Raw genomic sequence first — 26,070 nt, 5'->3', positions numbered from 1 at the left:
CGGGTTCGGAGGGTCAGGACGTCCTCGGGTCCGGCCGTCGGCGGAAGCGCCGGGAGGCGACGACGAGTGACGCGCCCGCGAGGAGCAGCGCGCCCGAGGCGGGGGCGATGAGGGCGATCGACTCGGGTCCCGTATGGGCGAGTTCGGGAAGCAGGGGCACGGGCGGGAGGCCGCTGTCGCCGCGCTGCGGCGGGGTGGTCCCGTCGGGCACGGGCCGCGGGTTCCCCCGGGGGTTTCCCTCGGGATTCGTCTCGGGGGTCGTTTCCGGGTTCGCCTCGGGGTTCTCCTCCGTGCCCTCGGGCCCGATGGTCAGGGGGACGTCGTCGGACTCCCCGACCCATTCGCCGTCGGCCCCGTGGCGCTGCACGATCGCCGCGTTGACCACGACCTCGTTGGGCGCGGTGTCCTCCCGGAACGCGAGGCGGACCGAGACGGTGACCGTGTCGCCCGCGGGGACGGTGAGGCCGGAGAAGCCGCTGAACGCGCCGACGTTCTCGTCCTCCTCGGTCGCCTCGAACGCGACCGGGAGCCAGCGGCGGGCCTCGGAGTCGTAGAACTCCAGCCGGATCTGCTCCGGCCGGAGCACCCGGTCGCAGTCGGTGAGGACCAGGACGGGGTGGATGCCCCGGCAGGCCTCGGCGGTGGTGTTGGTGAGGTCGACCTCGAGGGCACGGAAACCGGCGCCGGGGACGAGGACGCCGGGGCGGCGGTGGATCCGGGTGTCGATCGGGAACGCGGGGTCGGTGACCTCGCCACAGAGGGAGGGCTGTCGCCGTTGCGTCGTTCCGGTGCCGGATTCGGCGACGGGACGGGGCCCCGTACCGGCCTCGGTTCCGATACCGGTTCGCTCGTCGAGGTGGGATCCGGTTCCGGCGCGGGATCCGGTTCCGGCGCGGGCGTCGGCTTCGGCTTCGGCGTCGGCTTCGGCTTTGGCTTCGGCTTCGGCTTCGGCGACCACCGATCCGGCGCCGGAGTCCTTCCTCAGCCGGAAACCGGAATCGGCATCGGCATCGGCCCTGAGTCCGACGCCCGGGCCGGTGCCCAGGCCCGAACCGGGGCTCAGGACGGACCCGGCATCGGAGCCGGAACCGGCCTCGTCCTCCGACCGTGAGGCACCGGCACCGGCACCGGACTCGGATCCGGAGCCGGAGCCGGAGCCGGAACCGGCCGCCTGGCTCGGGCCGTGCTCGGCCGAGGACGGGCCTACGGCGAGCGCGAGGACGGCGGTTCCGGTCGTCGCCGCGGTCACACCGAGGGCGAGGGCGTTGCGCAGTCGCATGGGCGGGTGCCTTTGCTGCTCGCGGGCGTACGGGACGGCCGCGACGCTGCCAGGCGGGGGCGGCGGCGCCGGGGAGCGACGCGGCACGTGACCCCCGGGCGGCCCACCCGTTCCGCCCAATCAGCCTATTTTCCGAAGATCGGAGCGAGGATCAGCTGTGCCGCCCCCTCGGCGACGCCGTACGGGGACGTGGCGCCGGAGACCGGCGTACCGAGGCCCGCCCCGGCGAGGACCGCGCCGACGCCGCCGACGAACGTCTCGGGGTCGGCGGCCACGGCCCGGCCCCCGAGGACGACGCGGTCGATGTCGAGGAGCCGTACGAGATTCACGGCGCCCGTACCGAGGACGCGCGCCGCCTCGGGCACGTCACCGCGCGCGACGGCCGCCAGGCAGAGGACCTCCAGGCAGCCGCGCCCGCCGCAGCCGCAGGGCGGCCCGTCGAGCAGCACGGTCTGGTGGCCGAACTCCCCCGCACCGGTCCTGGCCCCCCGGTGGAGGGCGCCGCCGAGGACGAGGCCGGAGCCGAGCCCCGTACCGAGGTGGAGGTAGGCGAAGGAGTCGGCGGCGGGGGCGTCGGGGTGGAGGGCGAGGCCGAGGGCGGCGGCGTTGGTGTCCTTGTCGAGGGCGACGGGCAGCCCGAGCCGGCGCGTGAGCTCGTCCCGCAGCGGAACGCCCTCCCAGGCGGGATGGCCGGTGACGCGCCCGGGCGTACCGGCGAGATGATCGAGCGGCCCGGGCATGGCGACCCCGACACCGAGAACGGCGGCCCCGGGGGTCCGCGATGCCGACGCGGCCGCCGCAACCGACGCAGCCGCAGCCGACACACCGTCACCCTCGGCCTCGCGCTCCACCGCTTCCCCCACCGCCCCTGGCGGCCCCGGTGCCTCGGCGCGTACCGCGCGGACCTCTCGGTCGACCGCGTCGAAGACGGCCTCCGCCCCCTCGCCCAGATCGAGCGGCGCCCGCCGTACCGCGACCCGTACCCCTGCCAGGTCCACCAGGACGGCAGTCAGTTCGTCGCGGTCGAGGTGGACCCCCACCGCGTACGCGGCCGTGGGGACGAGTCGCAGGACGGTACGCGGCTTCCCGCCGGTCGAGGCGCGGTGACCGGCCTCGCGCGCCAGCCCCTCCGCACGCAGCCGCGCGGTGATCTTGCTGACCGCCTGCGGGGTGAGCCCGGTGCGCTCGGCCAGTTCGAGACGGCTGATCCCGGCCTCCCCCGCCGTCCGCAGCAGGTCGAGGACGAGCGCCGCGTTGTGGCTGCGCAGGGCCGGCAGATTGGCTCCCGCTTCGCTCCCCGCACTGCCCGCACTGCCCACGCCCCACGGGCTTCCGACGCCGCTGACACTCCCGACGATCCCGATTCCGATCCCGATTCCGATCCCGTTCCCGATCCCGACACTCCTGTTCACCACCCCATTGTCCCCCTCGCTTGCACTTTGGCAACAGCGTTGCTTAAGTGGGGCTCATGACCGCCACCGCCCCCCTCCGCGTCGGACTCGTCGGCTACGGCCTCGCGGGCTCCGTCTTCCACGCCCCGCTGATCGCCGCCACCGAGGGCCTCGTCCTCGACACGGTCACGACCGGCAACCCGGAGCGCCAGGCACAGGCCCGCGCCGCGCACCCCGGCGTACGGGTCGCGGACTCCCCCGAGGAGCTGTGGGCGCGGGCGGACGAGCTCGATCTGGTCGTCGTCGCGACCCCCAACAAGACGCACGTCCCGATCGCCACCGCCGCCCTGACCGCCGGCCTCCCGGTCGTCGTGGACAAGCCGGTCGCGGGTACGGCGGCCGAGGCGCGCGAGCTCGCCGCCCTCGCCGAGGAGCGGGGCCTGCTCCTGTCGGTCTTCCAGAACCGCCGCTGGGACAACGACTTCCTGACCCTGCGCCGGCTCCTCGCGGAAGGCGCACTCGGTGACGTCCAGCGCTTCGAGTCCCGGTTCGAGCGCTGGCGCCCGCAGCTCAAGGGCGGCTGGCGCGAGTCCGGCGCCCCGGAGGAGATCGGCGGTCTCCTCTTCGACCTCGGCAGCCATGTCGTCGACCAGGCGCTCGTGCTCTTCGGCCCGGCCGTCCTGGTGTACGCGGAGTCCGACGTCCGCCGCCCCGCCGCCGAGGCGGACGACGACACGTTCATCGCGATCACCCACGCGAACGGGGTGCGCTCGCATCTGTACGTGAGCGCCACCACGGCCCAGCTCGGCCCCCGCTTCCGCGTCCTCGGTTCGAGCGCCGGCTTCGTGAAGTACGGCCTCGACCCCCAGGAGGCCGACCTGCGCGAGGGCCTGCTGCCGGAGCCCGGAACGCCGTGGGGCGTGGAACCGGAGTCGCTGTGGGGCCGGCTCGGCGCCGGGGAGTCCCCGCTGACCGGCGGCGGAGTCCCCGTCGAGTCGGCGCCGGGCGACTACCCGGCGTACTACGCGGCCGTCGCCGCCGCCGTCCGCGGCACCGGTACGAACCCGGTCACCGCCCACGAGGCCGCTGCCGCGCTGGACGTACTGGAGGCGGCGAGGCGTTCCGCCCGCGAGGGAATCACGGTGACGCTGTGAACGACGTGGCCACGCTGGAGGCCCAGGAAGCCCGCCTGGTCCTGCCCCGCTTCACGTACGAGGACGCCTGGGCCCTCGGCTCCCTCCTCGTGGAGCTGGCGCGCGGGCGCCGCGCGCCGGTGGCGATCGACATCCGGCGCGGGGCGCAGCAGCTCTTCCACTGCGCGCTGCCGGGTTCGAGCGCGGACAACGACGCCTGGATCGACCGCAAGCGGCGGGTCGTCGAGCGGTACGGGGAGAGCTCGTACCTGGTCGGCGCCCGTTTCCGCGCCAAGGGGACGACGTTCGAGGACTCCTCGCGCCTCGACCCCGACCGGTACGCCGCCCATGGCGGTTCGTTCCCGGTCGCGGTCGAGGGCGCGGGGGTGATCGGTTCGGTGACGGTGTCGGGGCTCCCGCAGGCCGAGGACCACGCGATGGTCGTCGAGGCGCTGGCCCGGCTGCTGGCCGACCTCACGGACTAGCCGCGGACGAAGCCGCCGACGAACACTACGGACGAACCCCGCGGACGAAACGCCGCGGACGAACCGAGGGGCGCGCCCGCTGGGCAGGCGCGCCCCGCACGGCAGGCGCACCTACACGGCAGGCGCACCCCGCACGGCAGGCGCACCCACACGGCAGGCGCGCCCGATCTACAGGGCGCATGCGGACGACAGGCGCGCCCGAACGGCTACGCGTCCTTCAGCTCCTGCCGCTGACGACCGAGCCCCTCGATCTCCAGCTCCACCACATCGCCCGCCCGCAGGTACGGCTTCGGCTCCGGCTGGCCCATCGCGACGCCCGCCGGGGTGCCGGTGTTGATGATGTCGCCGGGGTACAGGGTCATGAACTGGCTCACGTACCGGACGACCTCCGCGACGCCGAAGATCTGGTCCGACGTGTTGCCGTCCTGCTTCAGCTCGCCGTTGACCCAGAGCCTGAGCGAGAGCGCCTGCGGGTCCGGCACCTCGTCGGCGGTGACCAGCCACGGGCCGAGGGGGTTGAACGTCTCGCAGTTCTTGCCCTTGTCCCAGGTCCCGCCGCGCTCGATCTGGAACTCGCGCTCCGAGACGTCGTGGGCGACGGTGTACCCGGCGACGTGCGCGAGGGCCTCCTCGTCGGTCTCCAGGTAGCGGGCGGTCCGGCCGATGACGATGGCCAGCTCGACCTCCCAGTCCGTCTTGGTGCTGCGGCGCGGTACGAGCACGGTGTCGTCGGGCCCGACGACCGTGTCGGCGGACTTGAGGAAGACGACCGGCTCGGCCGGGGTCGCCGCGCCGGTCTCGGCCGCGTGCCCGTGGTAGTTCAGCCCGATGCACACGACCTTGCCGATCCGGCCGACGGGCGGGCCGATCCGCAGCCCGGTCGCGTCGAGGGCGGGCAGGACACCGGCGCCGACGGCGGCCCGGATCCGGTCGAGCGTGGAGGCGTCGGCCAGCAGGCTGCCGTCGACGTCGTCGACCAGGGCCGACAGGTCGCGCAGCGTTCCGTCCCCGTCGAGCAGGGCGGGACGCTCGGCTCCCGCCGGACCGACTCGCAGCAGCTTCATGGTCTTCTCCCTGTGGTCGAGGTGGGCCCGGGGGCGGGCCCGGCAGAGCCCCGGCCGATGGAGTGCGGCCATCGGAGATATCGGAGGATTGGTCGATCCTCCAAGAGTTTCGACCACTCGGCAAGACCCCGTTCACGGACTGGACCCTTACGCGCCGGTAGCAAGGACCTCCGCGGGGCGCGGCTCACGGAAGAGGACGGCTCGCTCGACGACGGTCCAGGTGGTGCTGGTGACGACGTAGAGCGCGGCGGCGAGCGGGACGACGGCGACGGTGATCAGCGTGGCGAAGGAGAGCAGCGGCATCACCTTCTGGATCGCCCCGGCGCCGGGGGTGTCCGCCGTCCCGGTGTCGAGGGGCTGCGTGGCGAGCTGCCGCTTCGTACGCCGGAAGTTGAAGGCCGCGACGGCGGCGACGATCGCGAAGAGGACGAGATAGACCTGGCCGGCGGGCCCGAGGACACCGCCGTGGGCGAGGGCGTCGGCCCAGTGGTCGCCGAGCGGGGCGGCGAAGAGGGTGTGCCCGGCCATGCGGTCGCCGGAGAACAGGTGGTACATGAGGAAGAACGCGGGCGCCTGGAGGAGGCTCGGCAGGCAGCCGGCGAAGGGCGAGACCTTCTCCTTCGCGTGCAGCTCCATGACGGCCTTCTTGAGCCGCTCGGGATTCTTGGCGTGCTTGGCGCGCAGCTCGGCGAGTTGCGGGGCGATCCGGGTGCGGGCCTTCTGGCCGCGGGCGGCGGCCCGCGAGAGGGGGTGGACGGCGAGCCGTACGACCATCGTGAACAGAACGATCGCGGCGGCGGTGGATGCGGTGGCGAAGAGCGGCTGGAGCAGGTCGGCGAGCTGCTCGACCAGGGAGGCGAAAACGGACATGGGAGCCCTCCGAAGGGTCTCGTCGTGCCGGAAGAGGAAACGTCGGCATGACGGAACCGCGCAGGAGACCTCGGGTGTCGCTGCTCGCTACGCGGCCGTCGGGAGGGGACGGCCGGGTGCCCGGGGCCTGCGGCGCCCGGAGGCGTCGGGATCGCGCTGGGGCAGGAAGGCGGTACGCCGTTCACGGTCGCGGAGCGCGGTGCGGACCCGCGTACGGGGTACGGGCGGGGCGGCCGGGGCGCCGATGAGGGCGCAGACGACGGTGGTCGCGGCGAGGGCGACGGCGGCGGAGACGCCGGCACCGTCGGAGAGCAGGAGGTCGGCGAGGGCGAGCAGGAAGAAGACCGGTGCGAGCATGCGCAACGCGACGTCCCTGACCATCACCCCTCCTCCCCTCACTGCTGTCTCCACTGTCTCCAGCCGTTATACACGCTTGGCCCAGACGATGAGCCGGTACCGGGAGCTGAACTCGGGGGTGCAGGTGGTGAGGGTCAGGTAGGAACCAGGGGCGGAGTAGCCGTAGGAGGGCTTGACGAGGGAGCGCGGTACGGGCTGGATCACGCCGGTGTCGCGGGGCGCGGTCTGCGCCAGCACCTGGTCGACGACGTACTCGTACTCCCGCTCGCGGGTCTGGATGCGGATGACGTCGCCCTTGCGGAGCCTGTTGATGTACCGGAAGGGCTCGCCGTGGGTGTTGCGGTGCCCGGCGAGGGCGAAGTTGCCGGTCCGGCCGGGCCCGGCCGTGTCCGGGTAGTGGCCGACGTACCCGCGGTCGAGAACGGACCGCTTGGAGACGCCGCGGGCGATGGGGGCGGTGAGGCCGATGCGGGGGATGCGGATGATGGCGTACGCGGAGGAGGGCGGGCTCTCGCCGGGCCGGGCGGCCGGCGGAGGCGTGGTGGCCGCTTCCGTCTCCTCGGCGGGCACGTCGGGAACGACGGCCGGCGGTCCGGAGACGGACGGTGAAGGGCCGGCGGGCGGTGATCCGGCCCACTCCCGCTCCAGCACCCGCACCTGCTCACCGGCCTGGGCGCGGGCCTGCTGGTTGGTCCACCAGAGCTGGTGGACGACGAGGAGCATGAGGACGACCCCGCAGGTGACGACGGCCTCGGCGCACACCCACAGCACGCGCGCGGGCGTGCTCCGCACCCCGCGCGTCTGGACGACGACCGGCACCCGCTCACGCACCCTGTCCCGCACGCGGGGCACGATAAGCGCTGACGCGCCAACTCTCCAGGGCCGTACAGCAGTACGGTGTTCAGCATGCGCCCCGACACGCCTGCCGCCCACGCCACCGAAGCCGAGCGCCTGCTGCGCACCGCCGCGCTGTACCCCGAGGACAGGGAATCCCTGCTCCTGCGGGCGGCGGCGCACCTGGAACTGGCGGGCGACCGCGCGGCGGCGACGGCCCTGTACGACGACCTGCTGTCGCCGGACCCGGCGGACCCCCACCTGATCCGCGCCCTGAAGGCGGCGAACCTGTGGGAGTACGGCCACGAGGCGGAGGCGCGGGCGATCATCGAGGGCCTGCGCGCCTCGGCGCCGTCGGAGGCGGCGCCGTGGGAGATCGTGGTGGAGACGCTGGAGACCCACGACGAACTGGAACTGGCGGAGGCGATCGCGACGGAGGCGGCAACCCTCCTGTCCCCTGCCGCCGTCTCGGTGGACCTCCCCCACTCCACCCAGTCGCTCCTGGTGACCCGCCACCGGGTCCGCCGCATGCTGGCGCTCCCGCACGACGACTGGGACACCCTGGCGGACACCCTCCACAGGGCGGAGGTCCCCCTGGACGAGCTGCACGACCCGAAGCGCCTGTGGTCGCTGGGCTCGTCGGACCCGGCGGAACTCCAGGCGGAGATCACCCGCCTCCGCAGCGAACTGGGCTCCTACCGCACGGCCCTCTCGCGCCCCTTCCCGGTGGCGGTCCTCCACTGGCCGGAAGCGGAACTGGACGAGCTCCTGGCGTCGTACCCGGAACTGGAATCCGAGTACCCCACGTACCGCGCCCACCTCACGGACATCGAAGCCTCACTCCGAGAACTCGCCGCGGCGGGCACCCCCAACCTGGGCATCGTCCCGGCGACGGTCCCCTCCTACGAGGCCTTCGCCGCCTCGGAATCCTCCTCCCCCGCAAACGCGGACCTGCTCCCCCAATACGCCACCACCCTGGCAGCCCGAGGCCGCGCAACCCCCTGGCCCCCGGCCCGCGGCGCAGCCTGCTGGTGCGGGTCAGTGAAGGTGTACGGAGAATGCCACGGGGGCGAGGCGCAGGAGTAGGCCCGGGGCTGCACTCCTGCCTGGGCCCGGATCCGAGACACTTCTGTATCGTGCGGCGGCATACTCGACCGTGAGGGATCAGTTGACCGGCGACTCCGTATCCAAGCTTCCCGAAGGCTCGTGGGCTTCGAGCCCGGGGACCCGTCGGAGTATGCAGTCGAACAAAGGCCGCGACACCAAGCCCGAGCGGGCTCTACGAAGCGCAGCTCACGCCCTCGGCCTCCGATACCACGTCTCCGAGCGTCCGATTCCGGCCATCCGGAGGACCGCCGACCTTGTGTTCACCCGAGCACGTATCGCTGTGTTCCTAGACGGCTGCTTCTGGCATGTATGCCCTGAACATTTCACCGTCTCTCGGACTAATCCGGAATACTGGGCGGAGAAGGCCGAGAAGAACCGGGCGCGCGATCGCCAGACAGACAGGCTTCTCCAGGAAGCTGGATGGGCCGTTCTAAGGGTGTGGGAGCACGAGGACCCTCTTCAGGCGGCAGCCCGCCTGAAGGAGCTCTACGATCACCGAATCGCCACTCAACGTGGCAGAAACACGCGTTGAACGTCGGCGAATCCATCGTATTTCAGCCACGGATCGATCACTTCCGTACCAGTTGTGAGATCCATGCCCTTTTTCATGAGCCGCGGCACCCAATAATGTGTGACCTTGAACAAAGGTGACGTGCCGGCACTCTGCTCAGCAGATGCCCCCCACGACGTCGGAGCGCCCCTGGGTTCATTCGACTTCAAGCGCACGAGACAGGGGAGCGGTCACTGCCCATGACCGATGCATTCGACGGCATGTACGACACGTTCAAGGCTCTCCTGGACTCGTTCCCCCCTTCGGAAGCGGTCAAGCGACTGGAGCAGCTCGGCATCAGCGCGGAGATCATCCAGCAGATCCGAGAGCGCCACGAGCAGCAGACGGTACGCATCAAGGAGCTGGAGGAGCCGCACGCGGTCGTCCTCGGCAACCGCGACACCTGGTACACCGGGCCGCACGCCAAGGACAAGTGCTGGCCGGCGATCGTCGACACCCTTCGCAAAGACGGATGGCCGGAGGACCCCGCCATCAAGTCCTTGGACGATTCATCCACCCGCGTCGTCTCCTTGCTGAACCACCCCAAGGAGAAGTCCTACTCGACACGCGGGCTCGTCGTCGGCTACGTGCAGTCGGGCAAGACGACCAACTTCACATCCGTCATCGCCAAAGCGGCCGACCGAGGCTACAAACTCTTCATCGTTCTCGCCGGCGTCCACAACGGGCTGCGACGACAGACCCAGGCACGCCTGGTGCAACAGCTCGTCGAGCCGAACCCCGCGATGTGGTCGCAGTTGACGGGTCTCGACCGGGACTTCACTCCCCAGGAGAACCCCGCCTCCTACTTCGGCAAGAGCAACGGGACACGCGTGCTGTGCGTGGTCAAGAAGAACGCGACGGTGCTGCGCAAGCTCTTCCGGTGGCTTGAGGCGGCGTCCGACTACCTCAAGGACTGCCCGACGCTGATCATCGACGACGAGGCCGACCAGGCGACGGTGGCGACCAATTCAATCAATCCGCTGATCCTGAGCATCATGAGCACCCTTCCGAGGTGCGCCTACGTCGGGTACACCGCCTCGCCGTTCGCGAACCTGCTAATCGACCCGGGCGCAGAAGACCTCTATCCGAAGGACTTCGTAGTCAACCTGCCCAAACCTGAGGGGCACTTCGGCACCGAGGTCCTCTTCGGCCGCTACGCCCTCGACGGCGAGGACCCTGAACAGGTCGACGACGGCCACGACATGATTCGATCCGTACCCGAGGACGATGTGCCCTGTGTGCGCCCCATGACGAAGGCGGACGCCGAGGGATTCGAACCGGTCATCACGGACACTCTGCGGACGGCGATCGAATACTTCTGGCTGGCTACCGCGGCACGGCGTGTTCGCGGCACTGGAAACCAGCACAACACGATGTTGATCCACACCAGCGTCAAGACCACCGTGCACGACAGCTTCCGCAGACCGCTTGAGTACCTGCGTGATCACACCGCCGTGTCGCTGTCTGACAGCGCCCTCCTGCTTCGGCTGCGCAGTCTTTGGGATCGCGAGACCGCGCAGGTTCCGGCCGAGGAGTTCGGGGAGGCCAAGGTTCCGTTCGAGGCGCTGCTGCCTGAGCTGCCCGAGGTGCTCAAGAGCTGCCGCATCATCATGGACAACTCGACCAGCGAGTACCGCCTGGACTACGAGAACGGCCCGGTCACGGCGATCGCAGTGGGCGGCAATACCCTGTCTCGGGGCCTGACCCTCGAAGGCCTGTCGGTCAGCTACTTCGTTCGGGCCGTTTCGGCGTACGACACCCTGCTTCAGATGGGACGTTGGTTCGGCTTCCGGAACGGGTACGCCGACCTCCCTCGGATCTGGATGACGGACGAGCTGGCCGAGTGGTTCCGGCACCTCGCCACCGTCGAGACCGAGATGCGCCGCGACGTCGACATCTACATGACCGAGGACGAGACTCCGCTCACCTTCGCGGTACGTCTGCGGACGCACCCCGCCCTCCGCGTGACGGCGGCGGCCAAGATGCGTGATGCGGTGACGGCGGCGTCCTCCTACGGCGGCAAGCGGGTCCAGACCCACTACTTCCACACCGACAGAGAATGGCTGCGCGGAAACATCCTCGCCGCCCGTGGTCTGGTGGGTGCCTCCGTAGCGAACGCTGTTACGGCGGAGGAGAGGCCCTCGGAGGGCCGGTTCGTGTATCGCGACGTGCCCTACGACCTGGTCGTCGACTTCCTGTCCTCCTACCGATTCCACGAGCAGTCCCCAGAGAACGATGCCGACCTGCTGACGGGCTACATCCGGAAGCGGGTCGCGGCGGGATCGCTACGCCGGTGGAACATCGCAATCGTCGGCAACCCTCGCGGCGAGGACTTCGAATTCGCTCCCGGTGTCTCCGTGGGACGCAACGTTCGCGCGCGACTCTCCGTGCCGAATCCGACCCCGGGTCTCGCCGACATCAAGACCCTGATGAGCCGCCGAGACGCTGCGGTGGACCTCGACGGGGACGTCTCGAATCTGAAGGAGGAGGGCATCATGGAACGGCGTCGTGCCGAGCTTCCCGACACCGGCCTGCTGGTCCTCTACCCGATCGACAAGGTCTCGACGCCGAGCCCCTCGAAGCTGAGGCGTGAAGCGTTGAACGCCGAAGAGCATGTCATCGGCGTGGGCCTGGTCTTCCCGGCTCCTCTGTACGACAGCACCGTCGAGAAGTACATCTCGGCCGATCTATCGAAGATCCGCCTCGAGGACGAGGACTACAGCATCCTCGACAGCGACGACGCATGAGCGAGGTGATACTGCGGAATCTCGTCGAGGAACGCTGGGCCGCACTCGAGGCCGAACAGACCACGGGTGAGCGCCGCCTCCGTGTCTCTCACCTCCCGATCGTCGTCGAGCACGACAACCAGCTGGCGGTGGCCGTGGACCATGACGGGCACCGCCACGTCCTGGTACCGATACCGGCGAATCGCCGAGTGCGGCCCGGACTGGACGGGCCTGTGCTTCAGCTGCGCAAGCGTCCGCTGGAGGATGACGAGACGTACCAGACATACGCGGATCTTGCGTGCCTACGCAGCGATCTCAACGATCTCTTCACCGAGCTGTGTGTCGATGTCTTGGGCACGGCCGAAGGGCATCCGGAGAATCCGCTCAAGGCCCTCCACCATGTCCTCGACCGCTGGAAGGAGCTCTTCCGCACTCAGGGCAGTCCCCTGACCGGCGAGCAGCTCGCCGGCCTCTTCGGTGAACTCACCGTTCTCTGCCACCTGTTGGAAAGGGATCCGAGCGCGCATCGCCTATGGCTGGGACCTGAAAGCCATCGGCACGACTTCTCATCCGGTTCCACGGCCATAGAGGTCAAAGCCGGCACCACCACCGCGCGAAGGCCGCGCATCCACGGACTCGACCAGCTCGATCGACCGAACGACGGGGCGCTGACCCTCGTCTGGTTCCGCCTGCAGCCCATACCCAGCGGCTCTCTCGGCGTCTCCGTGGTCGAGCTCGTCGATCGGGCCCGAAGCCTCTGTGACGACGAGGGCTCGCTCCTCGAACTCCTCGCGACTGCCGGATACCGCTCTGCGGACGCCGACCGCTACCGCGGCGCGCGGTTCCTCATCGAAGAGGAGAGGTGGTACGAGGTGGGTCCCGGCTTTCCCGGCCTCACTACCAGGGCCCTCGTCGAGGCGGGGCTGTCGGTGTCCGTCCAGAACGTCGAGTACACGATCGATCTCTCCGGCGACGTCCCCGCTCCACTGACGGACGACGAGGTGTCAGGAGTAATCGACGACATCGTTCAGGAGGTGCGGTGATCGAGCCCCGCTGGTTCTCCCAGCCGTATCCGCCGGAGGGGGCAAGCGCCGCCGAAGGCATCCGTAATCAACTCGGTCGCCCTGAGCTCGACCTGCTCACCATCCTCGTGCGTGAGTCAGCTCAGAACAGCTGGGACGCCCGCTCCATGGCGTCCACAGATCCCGTCGACTACCGCATCGACGTGTCCACCGTCGGCCCAGCCCACATTGCCACGTGGCGCGAACTCCTCCTCGCGGGCGCACCGGCGAATGCGGACGAATTCCCACTGCGCGACACGATCAGGCATGGCTCGGTCCGACTCCTGTCCGTGTCAGACCGTGGGACCCGCGGGCTGGGGGGGCCGACCCGCGCCAACGACGCCGTAGGGAGCGATCGGGACTTCGTCTCGTTCATTCGCAACATCGGGGAGCCCCGTGACACGGCGCTGGGCGGTGGGACCTACGGCTTCGGCAAGGGCATCTTCTACCTGCTCTCGAAACCGGGGACGATTCTCGTCCACACGCGATGCCGCACTCCACACGGCTTCGAGACACGGCTCATCGGATGCACCCTCTGGAAGAGCCACGTGGCCGTTCAGAACGGGGCGAGCCGTCGTTTCACGGGTCGGCACTGGTGGGGCGACGCCTCCGGAGACGTTATCGAGCCGCTGATCGGGACGCAGGCGGACACAGTGGCGCGTCGCCTCGGGCTGAGACCGTTCGCCACCGATGAGACCGGCACGACCGTCGTCGTCATCGATCCGAGCCTGGACGAACTGGAGCCCTCCGAGGCCGCGGACTATCTGGCCGAGACCATCGCCTGGCATCTCTGGCCCAAGATGATCTCCACCGACGGCGGCAACCCCGCCATGCAATTCTCCGTCACGTGCGACGGAGTCGACCACCCGGTCCCGGACCCGCGGGAGACCGCCCCCCTCGACATGTTCGTCTCCGCCTATGAGGCGTTGAACGGGCCCGACGGTCGCAGCCTGGAGTGCCTCAGACCCAAGCGTCTTCTCGGTCGCTTCGGGGTGGTGAAGCGCATTCGGCCACCCCTGGAGCCAAGCCGCGCGGGACGCATGCTGAACATCGAGACCCTCGTTCATCACGTCTGTCTGATGCGTCCGGCCGAGCTGGTGGTGACCTACCGGCCGGGCCCGAAACCTCCGAGCCAGAACCATGCATACGCGGGGGTTTTCCGGGCTGACGAGTCCATGGACGACGTGTACGCCAAGGCCGAGCCTCCCACGCACGACGCCTGGAATCCGCAATCGCTGGAGCGCCCTGAGAGCACGTTCGTCCACACGACGTTCCGCCGCATCGACGAAGCGCTCGATCAGCTGCTCGCGCTCGGCGGAGTCGCTCGCCCCGGTGCACGCAGCGTGGCACTGGGAGCGGCAAGCACACTGTTCTCGGGGCTGGTCGGTGGCGCCTGGGGCGTAGGCGGAGCAACCGCCTACGCCAAGCCTGGGAGCACTGCCACACGCTCTGGCGCGCAGGAGGCCTCAGGGAGGAGAAGGGGAGCAACGGCATCGCCCGGCGGAGACTCCCACAGCGCCGCGTCAGGGCGGGGCGCGGAAACCGCTCGCGAGACCTGGAATACCAGCGGCGAAGGCTTCGACTTCGCGGACACCAATGAGATAGCCGTCCCCGGACGCCGCAGGCGGCCGCGAGTCCAGTATGTCGGCGATCCCTACTACGACGATCGCGGCGACCTGACGGTGCTCGTTCAGGAGTTCCGCCTGCCCGTGCCCATATCGCAGCGGGTCCATGCGGACTTGGCCGTGGCGCTGCCCGGAGCCGGCGGCCGCGAGACGGATCCGCCGATCGGGGCGCAGATGCCGACGCTCGTGGGCTGGGAGGACGTCGACGGGCGCCTGCATACGTCGGAGACCTGTGTGATCGACGGAGGCGAATCCGTCTGGCGCGCCATTGTGCGACCCGCGCCGGACACGATGACCGAGATCGGCATCAGAGTGGAGGCGGTGAGCACACCATGAGCCGGCGTGTTCTTCCGTACCGCAGCCCGTCCGAAGACGTCGTCGCTGCCGAACCGTGGCGGCTCGTCGTCGACGACGGCGAAGTACCCCTGCCCGAGGCACTACCGCATTGGGATTACCGCATGGACCTGGCTCTCCGGAGGACCGTTCGTGTCGACCTCGATCGCGTTCGTGCCCAGTGCGGACTTCCTGAGGAGACCGTGCTGATGCTGGCCACCGTGTGGACGGCCAGCGGCTCGAATCTGAGCGGCCCGGGACACCGGACGCGACTCTCCGACCGCGGCGTCTGCGTTGTCGAACTGGAGGTTCGACTGCCTGGAGCCGACCTCGGCGGACTCCTCGTCCTCGACACGGCTCTGGTTCTCGCCGAACGTCGGAGCGACGGCCGGCCGTCATCCCCCCGTCGTGCGGGCTCCGTCCTGTGGAGCGAACGGGAATCGGTTCGCCTTCAGGGCGACGCACCGCAGTTCCCCATGGCCGTGATCGACTTCGCCAATACGTCTTTTCCGGACGGCGCGGCCTGGCATCTACAGATCAGCGGCGGCCTGGAGAGCGCCACCATGGGTTCCCTTCTGCTTCTGGTCAACGAACAGAACAAGGTCACCACTGCGGCATTCGAGAACGCCCACAAGCCGCGTGCTGTCGACCAGGTCGTGCTCTCTGCGGTGTACGCGGACGCGGCTCGCATCATGATCGAATACGCCCTCTCTCACGAGGACTTCTCAGAGGAGTCCGACTACGCCGAGGACTCCCTCGGCGCCACGCTGCTGAGTCTGTTCGACCAGCTCTTCCCGGACCAGTCCATAACCGACGTCCGGCTGCGCCGTCTGCAGTCACCGGCGATCTTCGCCTCGGACCTTCAGGCCGCCGTCAAGATCTTCGAGGTGTCGTGATGAGCCTTCTGTATCCGCGCCTGCTGCCCCAGCAGGCCAGGCAGCTCTACGAGGAGTACAGGGATCTCTCGATCCCCGAACTCACCAATCGGGTGTCCTACACACATCCGTCGGCGGTATACGTCGCCACCGGCGGCGACAGGGTTTCGACGGAGCGACTCAAAGAGCTGCGCCGGGCCGTCGTCGAGCTCGCCGAACGCTCGGGCTTCCCTCACTCGTCCGACCGTGCTCGCAATGCCGAATTCGATCTCGGGCTGGCCGCGCTCCTGCATGCAGAGATGGGGATGGTCCCTGCTGAGGCGGCCTCCCGAGACGCATGGGCTTTCCTCGCGATCGCCGTTCTCCCCGATGTCGCGTACTGGCGCTATCCGCATCCCCCGCGGGACCGCGTCCTAGGGACGGATCTCACCCGGCACGTCTTCGGCCGCCTCTGGTGGCGGGGGCAACTGGTGCGCTCGTCTGACGCGTCGGATCCGTACGGCGCCCTCAAGATCCTCGGCGAGGCCGCCTTCGATCAGATCTATGCACGCCGTGCCGCTCTGGGCGGCAGTCCGCACATGGTGCGTGCCATTCTCCGCGTCTGGAACGACCTCGACCTTCAGGGGCTGAACGAGCGCGAGACATTCCGCGACTTCCTCAAGCGGCTGCTTCGGCTCGCCCCCTTCGTGCTCTTCGACGGCATCGAAGACGGCGACCTGGACGACGAGCTTCGCGCCGTGGCGCAGGAGTCCGTCGACGCTCAACGCCCTGCTCCTGCTCCTGCGACGAAGGTCCGGTTCAAGTCGATGGAGATCTGCGCCGGAGCAGGGGCCCAGGCGCTGGGGCTCGAGCTGGCGGGCTTCGACCCGTTGCTCCTCATCGACAGCAAGGCCGATGCGTGCTTCACCATCGACCTCAACCGCCCCGGCTGGGATGTCGTCTGCATGGATGTCGTGCAGTTCCATGCCGATATGCGTCCGGACGTCTTCGGCGTCGATCTTCTGAGCGGCGGATTGCCCCGTGTGAAATCGCCGGCCACTGTAGGACGCGCTGAAGACTCGGAGGAACGGCGGGTCCTTAGAGCTGCGGTCGAGTTGGCATGCTCGATCAAGCCGAAGGCCGTGCTTCTGGAGAACGTGCCGGATCTGGTGGAGAGTCCCGCCTTCGAGGCGGACCGCGCCTGGATCGAGACGGAGCTGAACAGCGCGGGCTACCGCTCGAGCTGGCAAGTCCTCAACGCTTCGCACTACGGCGTTCCGCAGAATCGGAGCAGCGGCTTCTTGATCGCGCTGCGAGAGCCCTACTTCTCACGTTTCCAGTGGCCAGATGGGCACGAAACCGCACCGCCGACAGTCGGTGCGGTGCTCGGCCCCTCGATGGCCTCACACGGCTGGCCGGGCGCGGAACAGTGGAGCAAGAACGCCGATCGCATCGCGCCGGCTTTGGTCGGTGGTTCCGATCGCCGTGGGGGTGCCGATCTCGGGCCCACCGGCAGCAAGAAGGCGTGGGCCTCTCTGGGAGTGAACGGAAACAGTCTTGGCGACGAGCCGCCGAGCCCCGACTTCCCGGCCGACGATCATCCCAAGCTGACGGTCGAGCAGGCCGCGATGATCCAGTCGTTTCCCACCGACTGGAACTTCTCTGGCGGCAAGACGTCCAGGTACCGTCAGATCGGTCACGCCATGCCGCCTCCTTTGGCAACGGCGGTCGGACTTGCCATCGCAGCGGCTCTACGAAGCTAAGATCGCACCATGCGTGCGTCCCGTCCCACCTCCCCTGGGCCCATCACCGTCCTGGACCTCTTTGCCGGCTGCGGCGGCTTCACCCAGGGGTTCCACGAGTTCAGGCCGGACGGGATGGCCGAGGACGGGCCCGTCTTCCACAGTGTCGCGGCGGTCGAGCACAACAAGGCGGCGGCTGCCACATACGCGATGAACTTCGGCAGTGGTCGACCCGACAAGAGCCTTCCTGAGGCTCTCGTCTACTTCGGCGACATCGAGGAGTGGAAGCCGACGAAGGAGACTCTTCACGCGGATGTCATCGTCGGAGGACCCCCGTGCCAGGGGTTCTCCGCATTGAATCGCAAGAAGAAGGGCAGTGAGCGCAACCGCCTTTGGGAGGAATACGTCCGCATCGTCGCGGAAGTCCGACCGAAGGTCTTCGTCATCGAGAACGTCGACCGCTTCCTCAAGTCGGATGAATTCCAGAATCTGCTGAACGAGGTGCGCCCAGGGGGGATCCTCGCGGACTACCGGCTCGTCGACCCTCCGGGACACCAGCCGTCCGATACCGAGGAAGACAAGACCCGCCGCTACCTCCTCAACTCCGCGGACTACGGGGCGGTTCAAGCGCGACGTCGCGCGATTGTCATCGGCGTGCGCCGCGATATCGAGGGCGGCCACTCGATGACCTACCCGCCTCAGACCCATTTCCGCCCCCCAAAGAAGACAATCGAAACGCCCGCCCAGCCGCTCGACGGATTCGCGGGAAGCGTCCAATACTGGAACGCCGTTGACAGCGTATTCGCGGAATCGGCGAAGATCCCTCTCAGGGGAACCGAGCTTCCCGACACCAAGGATCACATCGCCGAGGTGGATTCTGTCGTACCGGGAGTCTTCGAAACCAACGACCTTCACATCCGCCGCAACCCTGAGATCCTTTCACTCGCTCGCTACGGCGCGATTCCGCCTGGCGGGAACCGGAAGGATCTGCGCGACAAGTGGTTCACCCTGAACGAAGTCGGAAAAATCAAGTACTTCAAGGAACCGAATCCGCCGGGAGTGACAACTCCTGTGAGGCGACTGTCCACTGATAGCTGGGATAGTCACAACACCGGCTCAGGAGACGTCATGGGACGTCTCCGCCTTGGAGAGCCGTCCGTCACGATCAGAACCGAGTTCTTCAAGCCCGAGAAGGGCCGGTATCTGCATCCTGAAAAGGACCGCCCGATCACTCACTTCGAAGCTGCCCGCATTCAAGGATTCCCTCGCGTATTCCGCTGGTGCGGTTCCAAGACGGAAATCGCCATGCAGATCGGGAACGCGGTTCCGATTCCCCTCGGCAGAGCAATAGCGTCCGCCATCTACTCCTTCCTGCGCGGCTGACATCTGGCCAGGGCGTCGTCCGGCTAGCAGGGGCAGGGCACGGCCACACATGGGCGCCGCACCGCTCGGGCCTTCCGCTCTTTCATGCGCCGGCCCGGGCAGCGTCCCGCCCCTGAGTGTGGTGCCGCCACCCGCCAGCATGCTCTGTCAGCGTGAGCTTCTCAGGGTCTTCGGCATCCCAGGTGTCGCCCCCGCCCCAGACATGGCGAAGGCCGCATACAGACAGAGCCGCCGCGGGCATTTCACATGCTGGTGCCCTCGTCGCCCACCCGGGGCTTGACATCATTCACGCGTTTCCCTCGCTGAGCTCGGCCCAGACCTGCTTGCCCCATTGATACAGCTCGGTTCCCCACTCGTCCGTAAGCGTGTCGACCAGGATCAACCCCCTCCCCCGGAGCTGGTCGTCACTGAAGTCCGCGCCCAGGATCGGGAGGGTCCTTGAGCGGTCGACCACCCCCACGCGAACCCCATTCGTGGAAGGCCGAGAGACGATCACTCTGATCGACGGGAGTCGACTGTGGGCGACCGCGTTGGAGACCAGCTCAGTGATCACGATCGAGGCATCCTCGGCCAACGAATCCAGGTCCCAGAGGACCAGTGCTGTGCGAACCAGACGGCGAGCGACTCCAGCGCTCCGCGCCTCGCGGGGGAGGGTCTGGGAGTAGGCGGGGTGGCCTGTGGGACGAGACGTGGCAGTCGCAGCGTCCATCAAGGCGGGTGGAGGGGGTACGGGCCTCTCGCTCGCTCGCGTTACCTGCTTGGGTCGCGAAGGAAGACGAGTCGGTGTCGTAGATGACGAGCCGGGCTCTCGGCCCTCCTCGTCACCCACGTGGCTGAAAGTCACCAGTTGCCCTCCCATTGTTGTCGGTTGGTGGTTTCCTGTCCTCTCAGCGAACCGTGATTCGCGATGGGCGGGCATCCCCGCTCGGGCTCCGATGCCGTCAAACCCGTCAAAGATTGTTCTCTGGTGAACAGGGGCGCAGCATGGCGCGTAGGAACGACGAACTGGCAGCGGTGATCGCGGAGACGGGCTGGTCACAACCCGTGGTGGCCGCTGCAGTCGTGCGTGTCGCGGCAGAGGCCGGCGTCGACGAACTCCTCACCGTCAAGCGCTCACACATCGCCATGTGGGTCGCCGGAACCCGACCCCGGGGCCGGGCCGCCGGCATCCTGCGCGAAACTCTGTCGCGGCGGTTGGGGTGTCCCGTCACACTCGCGGAGATCGGCCTCGCGGAAAACAACTCGGACACGGCCACCGAGTCCGAGTGGGACACCGACACGCTGACGACTCTGGTCAACCTGGGGAGAAACAGCATGGACCGCGAACGCCGCCAACTCCTCACCGGCGCCGCCGTCTACTCCGTCGGCGGATTGGTGCTGCCCCGAGATCCGTGGTGGGACGAAGCTCCGCGGCGGGCACGATCCCGCGCGATGGACCCGAACCGGAGAGTCGGCGAGACCGAAGTGCGGGCCGTTCGCGAGATGACCGAGTTCTTCGCCCGGCGCGATCAACGGCACGGTGGTGTCGACGGACGAACCGCCCTCCACCAGTACATCGTCGACGATGTCGCCCGGTACGTCAGCGGAGTCTTCAGCAGTGAAAAGTCGCGTCGGTCGCTGTATTCGGCGGCAGCCGAAGCGGTGTACGTTGCCGGCTGGATGAGCTTCGACGCCTCTCAACACGAGTCCGCACGACACTACTTCACCCTCGCGCTCAAGCTTGCCGCCGAAGCCGACGACGCTCCCCTCGCCGGGCACGTCCTGCGAGCGATGGCCCATCAGGCCATAGACCTGGGACATGCCAGGGAGGCCTTGAACCTCGCCACCGCCTCCGTCGAACGCAAAAGGTACGCCCATTCCACTCCGCGCGAACGAGCTCTGATCGGGGTCGTGCGTGCGCGGGCGCTGGCCGTGGACGGCCAGAGGGGCAGCGCCATCGCCGCGATCAAGCGAGCCGAGACCGACCTCGACCAGGCCGTAGCGGGCGACGACGAACCTCAGCGGGTCTGGTTCTTCCAGGAAGCGTCCCTGGCCCATGAAACCGCTCGCGCGCTGTGGGCTTTGGGCGACCTCGACGGTGCCCTGCGCCACTTCCGTTCCAGTGTTCGACACCGAAGGACGGACTCCTTCAGCCGAACCCACGCTGTCACGCTCGGCTACATGGGCACAGTCCAGGCTGGGCAGGGGAACATCGATGCGGCATGCCAAACGTGGTCACGCGCTCTGGATGCCATGGACAGTGTTCAGTCCGGCAGGGCTCGGGAAGCAGTCGTCACCATGCGAACGACCCTGTCCCCGTTCCGCAATCGCGGAATCTCCTCTGCCACCGAGGTGGACGAGCGAGCCCGGCTCACCCTCCGACGAGTAACCTGACGTCGTCGAATCCTCACCGACAAGTGGCTTTTCCTATAAGGGAGAAGGGGAGAACCATGCCTGAACAGGTCATCGAGGTGCCGGTCATCGCCGACGTGGTCGGGGGCCATACCGGACGGCTCGACGATTTCAAGGGCGGCATGGAATCGGTCATCCGCCTGCGGCCTGAATTTCCCGTGGAGACCCTTCAGGGCATCGAGCAGTTCTCTCACCTCCAGGTCACCTGGTTCTTCAACCTCGGATCCCCGAATGATGTCGCGCTCCATGCCCGCAGCCCCCGCGACAACCCCGCATGGCCAGCGACTGGCACCTTCGTTCACCACAACCATCGGCGTCCAGCGCGGCTGGCTACTTCCTTTCCGAGACTCCTCAAGGTCGACGGACGCGACCTGCACGTCGTGGACCTCGACGCCGACGACGGCACTCAGATCGTCGATCTTGTCGCGGTGTTCCAGGAAATGCTGCCTCGCGGGTCCGTGACCCAGCCGACGTGGCCAGGCGAGATGCTCACGGACTACTGGCGAGACGCCTCCGAACGCTGAGGTGGCGTGGCCGGGAGACGGCGGTTCGCCATCCACCTGGCTTCAGGCGAGGTCGGCCCGTTGGGCTGGTCGGGAGGATGGGTCTCGGGTGGGACCGCCCTCTTTCCGAGAGGTGGGCGCAGCCCACCGCGCAACGACGCCACCGCAGGGAGCGCCCTTGACCCGATGCCGGAGGCCGCCACCCCCGGAACAAGGGCGGCCGCACTCGAGGCAGAGCCGGCCCCGGGGCCTGTCGAGCCTGGCCTTCACCCACACGAGCGCTCTTCACTCAGCGCGCCCACCTGGACACATTCCGTGCGATATGTTCGCACGAAACGGCCCTCGCCATGGTTGGCGCCATCGCGAGGGCCTGAACCACTAGTGGAATCGGACTCCACCGTGATCTACCGGCACTTTAACGCGCCCTCTCGTGCCTTCAGTCAGTTCTCGCACGAGATCATTCGGCATCCTCGCCTCACTTCCGACGCCGTTCGACTCCTGACCTGGCAACTCTCCCTCCCCCGGGACGCGCACGAGTCCCTTTCCGCGACCGCCCAACGTGCCCGGATCGGGGGATGCGCCTTCACCCGCGCCAAGCGACAGCTCAAGGAAGAGGGATTCCTGCATGAACGGCGAATTCAGGGACCCGGTGGGCGGTGGGCCACCCAACAGTTAGTCTCCAGTACCCCGTTGACGTCTGGTGAGGCCACCAAGCTCCTCGCTCAGACACCGCACCTCACCTGCACGGACCACGTAACCCCGCAGGTCGTACCGAGTCCCCGGAATCCGGCCGCCGGTCAGCCGGCCTCCCCGTCGACCGACGGTCATCCAAATGAACACCAGAGGCAAGACACCTCCAACCTTCCGGCCGAGCCGACCGAGGCCGTCGACGAGCCCGCGCCTGCTGACGGAGCGCCCACCGACCCCCACATCGAGGAGGCCCGCGCCCTCGTCGGGGCGCTGCATCTCCTCTCCCCCGCCCTGCGGCACATCCCGCCCGGCATGCGCGGCGAACTCGCCCACCTCGCCGCCCGTTGGCTCGACGCCGGGCACTCGCCCGCCGACGTCCACGAGCACGTCCTACGCGGCCTGCCCGGCGTCGGGACGCCCGTTCACCGACCCGGTGGGCTCGTCCGCTATCTCCTCCGCGATGTCCCACCCCGCGCTCTGCCGACCACGCCCACACCTGCCCCCACACGGATCCGACTCTCCATCCGCCTCGAAGGCACCCGCGAGTGCACCGGCCACCACACCCAGCCCATGCTGTTCCGGCCGCTCGCCGACGAGACCCTGTGCGCCGCATGCGCAACGCCTACTCGTGACGAGCCGATGTCGGTGCCTGACGGGGAGCGCATCCGCACCCCCTCGTAGGCTCGAAGGGCAACCCGCCCGACCGAAAGGCCCCCTCATGCCCCGCATCCCCTCCCCCGCCATAGCCGCCGCCGGGCTCGTCGGTGGGTACGCCGTCGCTCGGTGGACCAAGAAGCGGCCGCTCGGGGGCGTCGTGCTCGCCGCCGCCGGGGGGCTCGCCGCGCGGGAGTGGCAGCAGGCCGCCGGCGGGAAGGCCGCCGCCGCGCTCACCGGGGCGTACGTCGCCGCGTTCGCCGGGTCGCACCCGCTCGCGAAGAAGGTCGGCGCCTGGCCCGCCGTGTTCTCCGTGGCCGGGGCCATGGCCGGCGCCTCCTGGGCCGTCACCCGGAACAAGGGCTGAATTCGGGAGAGCGCTGAACGCCCCGTCCCTCCCCCGCGTATTACTCGGTGCCCTCCCCATGAGCGCTGGGCGGGCGGGTCCCCTACCCCCTGGCCCGCCCAGCGCGTGGCCCACCGGTGCGCCCCGAACCCTCACTCACAGCGGGGCCACCGGTGCCGCACACCGATGACTTCAGCCGCCCAGCGCGGTGCTACCCATACGCGACCTCAGCCGCCCAGCGCCGCGCCACCCATGCCCACCCCCACACCCGACCTCAGCCCCCCAGTGCGTGGCTCACCGTGTAGATCAGCAGGCCCGCCAGCGCGCCCACCACCGTGCCGTTGATGCGGATGAACTGGAGGTCCCGGCCGATGTTCGCCTCGATCTTCTTCGAGGTCTGGTCCGCGTCCCAGCTCGCCACCGTGTCGCTGATCAGCGACGTGATCTCCGTGCGGTACGTCGTCACCACATAGGCCGCCGCGTCCTCCGCCCACCCCTCGACCTTCGTCTGCAGGCGGTTGTCCGTCACCAGCCGGCCGCCCAGGGAGATCAGCGACGCCCGCGCCCGCAGACGGAGCTGGCTGCGCTCGTCCTCGGCCGCCGCGATGATCATGCCGCGTACCGACGCCCACGCCGAGGCGATGATGTCCTGCACCTCCGGACGTGCAAGGAGCTCGCCCTTCAGGCGTTCCACCCGCGCCCTGGTCTCCGTGTCGCCCTGGAGGTCGGCCGCGAAGTCCGTCAGGAAGCGGTCGATCGCGCCGCGCGCCGGGTGCCCCGGCATGTCCCGCATCTCCGTGACGAAGCGCAGCAGCTCCTTGTAGACCCGCTCACCCACCTTGCGGTCCACGAATCGGGGCGTCCAGCCCGGCGCGCCGCCCTGGACCGCGTCCATCACCGAGTCCGCGTGGAAGACGAGCCAGTCGTGCGCCCGCGTGCACACCAGGTCCACCGCCCGGCGGTGCGCTCCGTCCGTGACGATCTTCTCCAGCGTCTTGCCGATGCCCGGCGCGACCTCCGCCGCCTCCGCCCGCCGCGTGATCGCCTCGCCGACCACCGCCTGGACGTCCGCGTCCCGAAGCACCGTCAGGGCGCCCCGGAGCGCCGTCGACAGTTCACGCGTCACCCGGTCCGCGTGGTCCGGCTCCGCCAGCCACGCCCCCAGGCGGCCCGCGATGCCCAGCGCCTGCAGCCGTCCCCGTACGACGTCCGCCGACAGGAAGTTCTCGCCGACGAACGAGCCCAGCGTGGTCCCCAGCTGGTCCTTCTTCGTCGGGATGATCGCCGTGTGCGGGATCGGCAGCCCCAGCGGGCGCCGGAACAGCGCCGTCACCGCGAACCAGTCCGCCAGCGCGCCGACCATGCCGGCCTCCGCCGCGGCCGCCACGTACCCGGCCCAGGCCCCCCACCCCGCGTTCTCCGCCCAGGTCGCCAGGGCGTAGATCACCGCGACCAGGACGAGAAGGCCCGTGGCGAAGGCCTTCATGCGGCGCACCCCGCGGTGCCGCTCCGCGTCCGCCGCCGTGTACGCGAACGCCACCAGCGGCCGTCGCGCCTCGCGCACGGCTGTGCGCGCAGCCGGACGCGCCGGACCGCTCTCGCCCCCCGCCGCGCTGCCGCTCTCGCCCCCCGCCGCGCTACCGGGCTCGTCACCCGCCGCGCTGCCGGGCTCGCGCCTCATGTCGCTCATCACCCCACCTCCCTACATCAGGGACTTCCCGGGCGCACCTCAAGTTCCCGATCCCCGTACATCTTCGCGATCACGGCCTCGATGTCCGGTTCCCGCACCGAGAGGTCCACCAGGGGGTACGCCTGCGCAACCTCGGCCACCAGCGGTGCCGCCGACGCCGAGGCGGGGAAGGCGAGGACCTGCCGCACCCCGCCGCCCTCCGACCGTACGAAACGCGCGCCCGGGAGCTCGATCGGCGGCATCTCCCGTGCGAGGTCCACCACCAGCTGACGTTCGCTCGCCCCTATCTCGTGCAGGCCCGCCAGCTCCCCGTCGTACATCAGCCGCCCGTGGTCGATCACCATCACACGCCTGCACAGCTGCTCGATGTCCGTCAGGTCGTGGGTCGTCAGCAGGACCGTCGTGCCCCGCGAGGCGTTGAGCTCGCGCAGGAACTCCCGTACCCGCGCCTTCGACACCACGTCGAGGCCGATCGTCGGCTCGTCCAGGTACAGCACGTCCGGGTCGTGCAGCAGCGCCGCCGCGATGTCGCCGCGCATCCGCTGACCCAGGGAGAGCTGCCGTACGGGTACGTCGAGCAGCTCGCCCAGTTCGAGCAGGTCCACGCAGCGGGCGAGATTGGCGGCGAACCGCTCGTCCGGGATCCGGTACATCCGGTGCATCAGCCGGTACGAGTCCATCAGCGGCAGGTCCCACCAGAGCGTCGTCCGCTGCCCGAACACCACCCCGATCCGCTGCGCGAGCCGCGTCCGCTCCCGCGCCGGGTCGATCCCCGCGACCCGCAGCCGGCCCCCGCTCGGGGTGAGGATGCCCGTCAGCATCTTGATCGTGGTCGACTTCCCCGCACCGTTCGGGCCGATGTAGCCGACCATCTCGCCGCGCTCCACGCCGAAGGAGATCCCGTCGACCGCCCGCACCTCACGCTTCTCGCGGCGCAGCAGCCCCGCCCGCCTGCGGACGGTGAAGACCTTCTCCACACCGTCCAGCTCGATGAAGGCCATG

The 26,070-nt window shown here is 69.1% G+C and carries 23 protein-coding genes; 14 read left to right on the top strand and 9 right to left on the bottom strand.

Annotated features, from left to right (window positions below; genetic code table 11):
• Positions 1 to 13: 13 nt before the first annotated feature.
• Entirely contained in the window at positions 14 to 1,279 is a 1,266-nt protein-coding gene (locus ACFVGW_RS11580; protein WP_385851811.1) for a hypothetical protein, read from the bottom strand.
• A 125-nt stretch (positions 1,280 to 1,404) separates the two neighbouring features.
• Positions 1,405 to 2,598, bottom strand: coding sequence for an ROK family protein (locus ACFVGW_RS11575; protein ID WP_385851993.1), 1,194 nt, complete (start codon positions 2,596 to 2,598; stop codon positions 1,405 to 1,407).
• A gap of 149 nt (positions 2,599 to 2,747) precedes the next feature.
• Here ACFVGW_RS11575 and ACFVGW_RS11570 point away from each other — a divergent pair, with 149 nt between their 5' ends.
• Together ACFVGW_RS11570 and ACFVGW_RS11565 are read left to right on the top strand one after the other, a co-directional pair.
• The gene (locus ACFVGW_RS11570; RefSeq protein WP_385851810.1) at positions 2,748 to 3,824 is read left to right on the top strand and encodes a Gfo/Idh/MocA family oxidoreductase; all 1,077 of its coding nucleotides are present in this window, start codon (positions 2,748 to 2,750) and stop codon (positions 3,822 to 3,824) included.
• On the top strand, positions 3,821 to 4,288 hold the full coding sequence (locus ACFVGW_RS11565) for a heme-degrading domain-containing protein (RefSeq protein ID WP_385851809.1): 468 nt from the start codon (positions 3,821 to 3,823) through the stop codon (positions 4,286 to 4,288). The genes ACFVGW_RS11570 and ACFVGW_RS11565 overlap by 4 nt, the downstream gene beginning before the upstream one ends.
• Positions 4,289 to 4,494: 206 nt before the next feature.
• Here ACFVGW_RS11565 and ACFVGW_RS11560 read toward each other — a convergent pair whose 3' ends face one another.
• The 4 genes from ACFVGW_RS11560 to ACFVGW_RS11545 all read right to left on the bottom strand — a co-directional run bounded on the left by ACFVGW_RS11560 (position 4,495) and on the right by ACFVGW_RS11545 (position 7,422).
• Positions 4,495 to 5,352: a fumarylacetoacetate hydrolase family protein gene (locus ACFVGW_RS11560; protein ID WP_385851808.1), complete on the bottom strand. Its 858-nt coding sequence runs from the start codon at positions 5,350 to 5,352 to the stop codon at positions 4,495 to 4,497.
• Between the two features lie 147 nt (positions 5,353 to 5,499).
• Entirely contained in the window at positions 5,500 to 6,222 is a 723-nt protein-coding gene (locus ACFVGW_RS11555; protein ID WP_383223982.1) for a YidC/Oxa1 family membrane protein insertase, read from the bottom strand.
• 87 nt (positions 6,223 to 6,309) lie between these two features.
• Positions 6,310 to 6,603, bottom strand: coding sequence for a DUF6412 domain-containing protein (locus ACFVGW_RS11550; protein WP_383223983.1), 294 nt, complete (start codon positions 6,601 to 6,603; stop codon positions 6,310 to 6,312).
• Positions 6,604 to 6,645: 42 nt separating this feature from the next.
• Positions 6,646 to 7,422, bottom strand: a complete 777-nt coding sequence (locus ACFVGW_RS11545) for a class E sortase (RefSeq protein WP_385851807.1) — start codon at positions 7,420 to 7,422, stop codon at positions 6,646 to 6,648.
• A gap of 63 nt (positions 7,423 to 7,485) precedes the next feature.
• Between ACFVGW_RS11545 and ACFVGW_RS11540 the strand changes: the two genes are divergently transcribed.
• From ACFVGW_RS11540 to ACFVGW_RS11505, 8 genes are all read left to right on the top strand, one after another.
• Positions 7,486 to 8,499: a hypothetical protein gene (locus ACFVGW_RS11540; RefSeq protein ID WP_385851806.1), complete on the top strand. Its 1,014-nt coding sequence runs from the start codon at positions 7,486 to 7,488 to the stop codon at positions 8,497 to 8,499.
• Between the two features lie 70 nt (positions 8,500 to 8,569).
• The gene (locus tag ACFVGW_RS11535) at positions 8,570 to 9,052 is read left to right on the top strand and encodes a very short patch repair endonuclease (RefSeq protein ID WP_385851805.1); all 483 of its coding nucleotides are present in this window, start codon (positions 8,570 to 8,572) and stop codon (positions 9,050 to 9,052) included.
• Positions 9,053 to 9,270: 218 nt separating this feature from the next.
• Positions 9,271 to 11,817, top strand: a complete 2,547-nt coding sequence (locus ACFVGW_RS11530; RefSeq protein ID WP_385851804.1) for a Z1 domain-containing protein — start codon at positions 9,271 to 9,273, stop codon at positions 11,815 to 11,817.
• The gene (locus tag ACFVGW_RS11525; RefSeq protein ID WP_385851803.1) at positions 11,814 to 12,839 is read left to right on the top strand and encodes a PD-(D/E)XK motif protein; all 1,026 of its coding nucleotides are present in this window, start codon (positions 11,814 to 11,816) and stop codon (positions 12,837 to 12,839) included. Before ACFVGW_RS11530 ends, ACFVGW_RS11525 begins: the two co-directional genes overlap by 4 nt.
• Positions 12,836 to 14,818 (top strand): hypothetical protein, encoded by a 1,983-nt coding sequence (locus ACFVGW_RS11520; protein WP_385851802.1) that lies wholly within the window; start codon positions 12,836 to 12,838, stop codon positions 14,816 to 14,818. Before ACFVGW_RS11525 ends, ACFVGW_RS11520 begins: the two co-directional genes overlap by 4 nt.
• Positions 14,815 to 15,711 carry a hypothetical protein gene (locus ACFVGW_RS11515; protein WP_385851801.1) on the top strand — a complete coding sequence of 299 codons (897 nt, stop codon included), beginning with the start codon at positions 14,815 to 14,817 and terminating at the stop codon, positions 15,709 to 15,711. The genes ACFVGW_RS11520 and ACFVGW_RS11515 overlap by 4 nt, the downstream gene beginning before the upstream one ends.
• Complete coding sequence (locus ACFVGW_RS11510) at positions 15,711 to 17,432, top strand: DUF6339 family protein (protein ID WP_385851800.1); 1,722 nt, start codon at positions 15,711 to 15,713, stop codon at positions 17,430 to 17,432. The genes ACFVGW_RS11515 and ACFVGW_RS11510 overlap by 1 nt, the downstream gene beginning before the upstream one ends.
• Before the next feature lie 9 nt (positions 17,433 to 17,441).
• A complete protein-coding gene (locus ACFVGW_RS11505; protein ID WP_385851799.1) occupies positions 17,442 to 18,794 on the top strand; it encodes a DNA cytosine methyltransferase in 1,353 nt (450 codons plus the stop codon).
• A 286-nt stretch (positions 18,795 to 19,080) separates the two neighbouring features.
• On the opposite strand, the gene ACFVGW_RS11500 is transcribed toward ACFVGW_RS11505, so the two are convergent.
• Positions 19,081 to 19,347 (bottom strand): ATP-binding protein, encoded by a 267-nt coding sequence (locus ACFVGW_RS11500; RefSeq protein ID WP_385851798.1) that lies wholly within the window; start codon positions 19,345 to 19,347, stop codon positions 19,081 to 19,083.
• A 431-nt stretch (positions 19,348 to 19,778) separates the two neighbouring features.
• Here ACFVGW_RS11500 and ACFVGW_RS11495 point away from each other — a divergent pair, with 431 nt between their 5' ends.
• The 4 genes from ACFVGW_RS11495 (at position 19,779) to ACFVGW_RS11480 (ending at position 23,399) form a co-directional block, all read left to right on the top strand.
• Positions 19,779 to 21,167 carry a Tat pathway signal protein gene (locus tag ACFVGW_RS11495; protein WP_385851797.1) on the top strand — a complete coding sequence of 463 codons (1,389 nt, stop codon included), beginning with the start codon at positions 19,779 to 19,781 and terminating at the stop codon, positions 21,165 to 21,167.
• A 56-nt stretch (positions 21,168 to 21,223) separates the two neighbouring features.
• Positions 21,224 to 21,709, top strand: coding sequence for a TrmO family methyltransferase (locus tag ACFVGW_RS11490; protein WP_385851796.1), 486 nt, complete (start codon positions 21,224 to 21,226; stop codon positions 21,707 to 21,709).
• Positions 21,710 to 22,378: 669 nt separating this feature from the next.
• Positions 22,379 to 23,059, top strand: a complete 681-nt coding sequence (locus ACFVGW_RS11485; protein WP_385851795.1) for a hypothetical protein — start codon at positions 22,379 to 22,381, stop codon at positions 23,057 to 23,059.
• A 37-nt stretch (positions 23,060 to 23,096) separates the two neighbouring features.
• On the top strand, positions 23,097 to 23,399 hold the full coding sequence (locus ACFVGW_RS11480) for a hypothetical protein (RefSeq protein WP_385851794.1): 303 nt from the start codon (positions 23,097 to 23,099) through the stop codon (positions 23,397 to 23,399).
• Between the two features lie 253 nt (positions 23,400 to 23,652).
• On the opposite strand, the gene ACFVGW_RS11475 is transcribed toward ACFVGW_RS11480, so the two are convergent.
• Both ACFVGW_RS11475 and ACFVGW_RS11470 read right to left on the bottom strand, forming a co-directional pair.
• Complete coding sequence (locus ACFVGW_RS11475; RefSeq protein WP_385851793.1) at positions 23,653 to 25,068, bottom strand: DUF445 domain-containing protein; 1,416 nt, start codon at positions 25,066 to 25,068, stop codon at positions 23,653 to 23,655.
• Positions 25,069 to 25,085: 17 nt separating this feature from the next.
• Positions 25,086 to 26,069, bottom strand: coding sequence for an ATP-binding cassette domain-containing protein (locus ACFVGW_RS11470; RefSeq protein WP_385851792.1), 984 nt, complete (start codon positions 26,067 to 26,069; stop codon positions 25,086 to 25,088).
• Between the last annotated feature and the right edge of the window lies 1 nt (position 26,070).

Origin of the sequence: Streptomyces sp. NPDC127129 (assembly GCF_042671585.1) — a bacterium.
Classification (GTDB): domain Bacteria; phylum Actinomycetota; class Actinomycetes; order Streptomycetales; family Streptomycetaceae; genus Streptomyces.
The sequence above is the reverse complement of the archived record's forward strand: the minus strand, read 5'-3'. Positions and strand labels throughout refer to the sequence as shown.

What these genes read in the sequence shown, in the direction of transcription:
- ACFVGW_RS11525 (WP_385851803.1), top strand. Translation starts at nt 11,814, where the DNA reads ATGAGCGAGGTGATACTGCGGAATCTCGTCGAGGAACGCTGGGCCGCA.
- ACFVGW_RS11570 (WP_385851810.1), top strand. Translation starts at nt 2,748, where the DNA reads ATGACCGCCACCGCCCCCCTCCGCGTCGGACTCGTCGGCTACGGCCTC.
- ACFVGW_RS11580 (WP_385851811.1), bottom strand. Translation starts at nt 1,279, where the DNA reads ATGCGACTGCGCAACGCCCTCGCCCTCGGTGTGACCGCGGCGACGACC.
- ACFVGW_RS11560 (WP_385851808.1), bottom strand. Translation starts at nt 5,352, where the DNA reads ATGAAGCTGCTGCGAGTCGGTCCGGCGGGAGCCGAGCGTCCCGCCCTG.
- ACFVGW_RS11480 (WP_385851794.1), top strand. Translation starts at nt 23,097, where the DNA reads ATGCCCCGCATCCCCTCCCCCGCCATAGCCGCCGCCGGGCTCGTCGGT.
- ACFVGW_RS11530 (WP_385851804.1), top strand. Translation starts at nt 9,271, where the DNA reads ATGACCGATGCATTCGACGGCATGTACGACACGTTCAAGGCTCTCCTG.
- ACFVGW_RS11475 (WP_385851793.1), bottom strand. Translation starts at nt 25,068, where the DNA reads ATGAGCGACATGAGGCGCGAGCCCGGCAGCGCGGCGGGTGACGAGCCC.
- ACFVGW_RS11515 (WP_385851801.1), top strand. Translation starts at nt 14,815, where the DNA reads ATGAGCCGGCGTGTTCTTCCGTACCGCAGCCCGTCCGAAGACGTCGTC.
- ACFVGW_RS11510 (WP_385851800.1), top strand. Translation starts at nt 15,711, where the DNA reads ATGAGCCTTCTGTATCCGCGCCTGCTGCCCCAGCAGGCCAGGCAGCTC.
- ACFVGW_RS11505 (WP_385851799.1), top strand. Translation starts at nt 17,442, where the DNA reads ATGCGTGCGTCCCGTCCCACCTCCCCTGGGCCCATCACCGTCCTGGAC.
- ACFVGW_RS11490 (WP_385851796.1), top strand. Translation starts at nt 21,224, where the DNA reads ATGCCTGAACAGGTCATCGAGGTGCCGGTCATCGCCGACGTGGTCGGG.
- ACFVGW_RS11555 (WP_383223982.1), bottom strand. Translation starts at nt 6,222, where the DNA reads ATGTCCGTTTTCGCCTCCCTGGTCGAGCAGCTCGCCGACCTGCTCCAG.
- ACFVGW_RS11495 (WP_385851797.1), top strand. Translation starts at nt 19,779, where the DNA reads ATGGCGCGTAGGAACGACGAACTGGCAGCGGTGATCGCGGAGACGGGC.
- ACFVGW_RS11470 (WP_385851792.1), bottom strand. Translation starts at nt 26,069, where the DNA reads ATGGCCTTCATCGAGCTGGACGGTGTGGAGAAGGTCTTCACCGTCCGC.
- ACFVGW_RS11550 (WP_383223983.1), bottom strand. Translation starts at nt 6,603, where the DNA reads ATGGTCAGGGACGTCGCGTTGCGCATGCTCGCACCGGTCTTCTTCCTG.
- ACFVGW_RS11540 (WP_385851806.1), top strand. Translation starts at nt 7,486, where the DNA reads ATGCGCCCCGACACGCCTGCCGCCCACGCCACCGAAGCCGAGCGCCTG.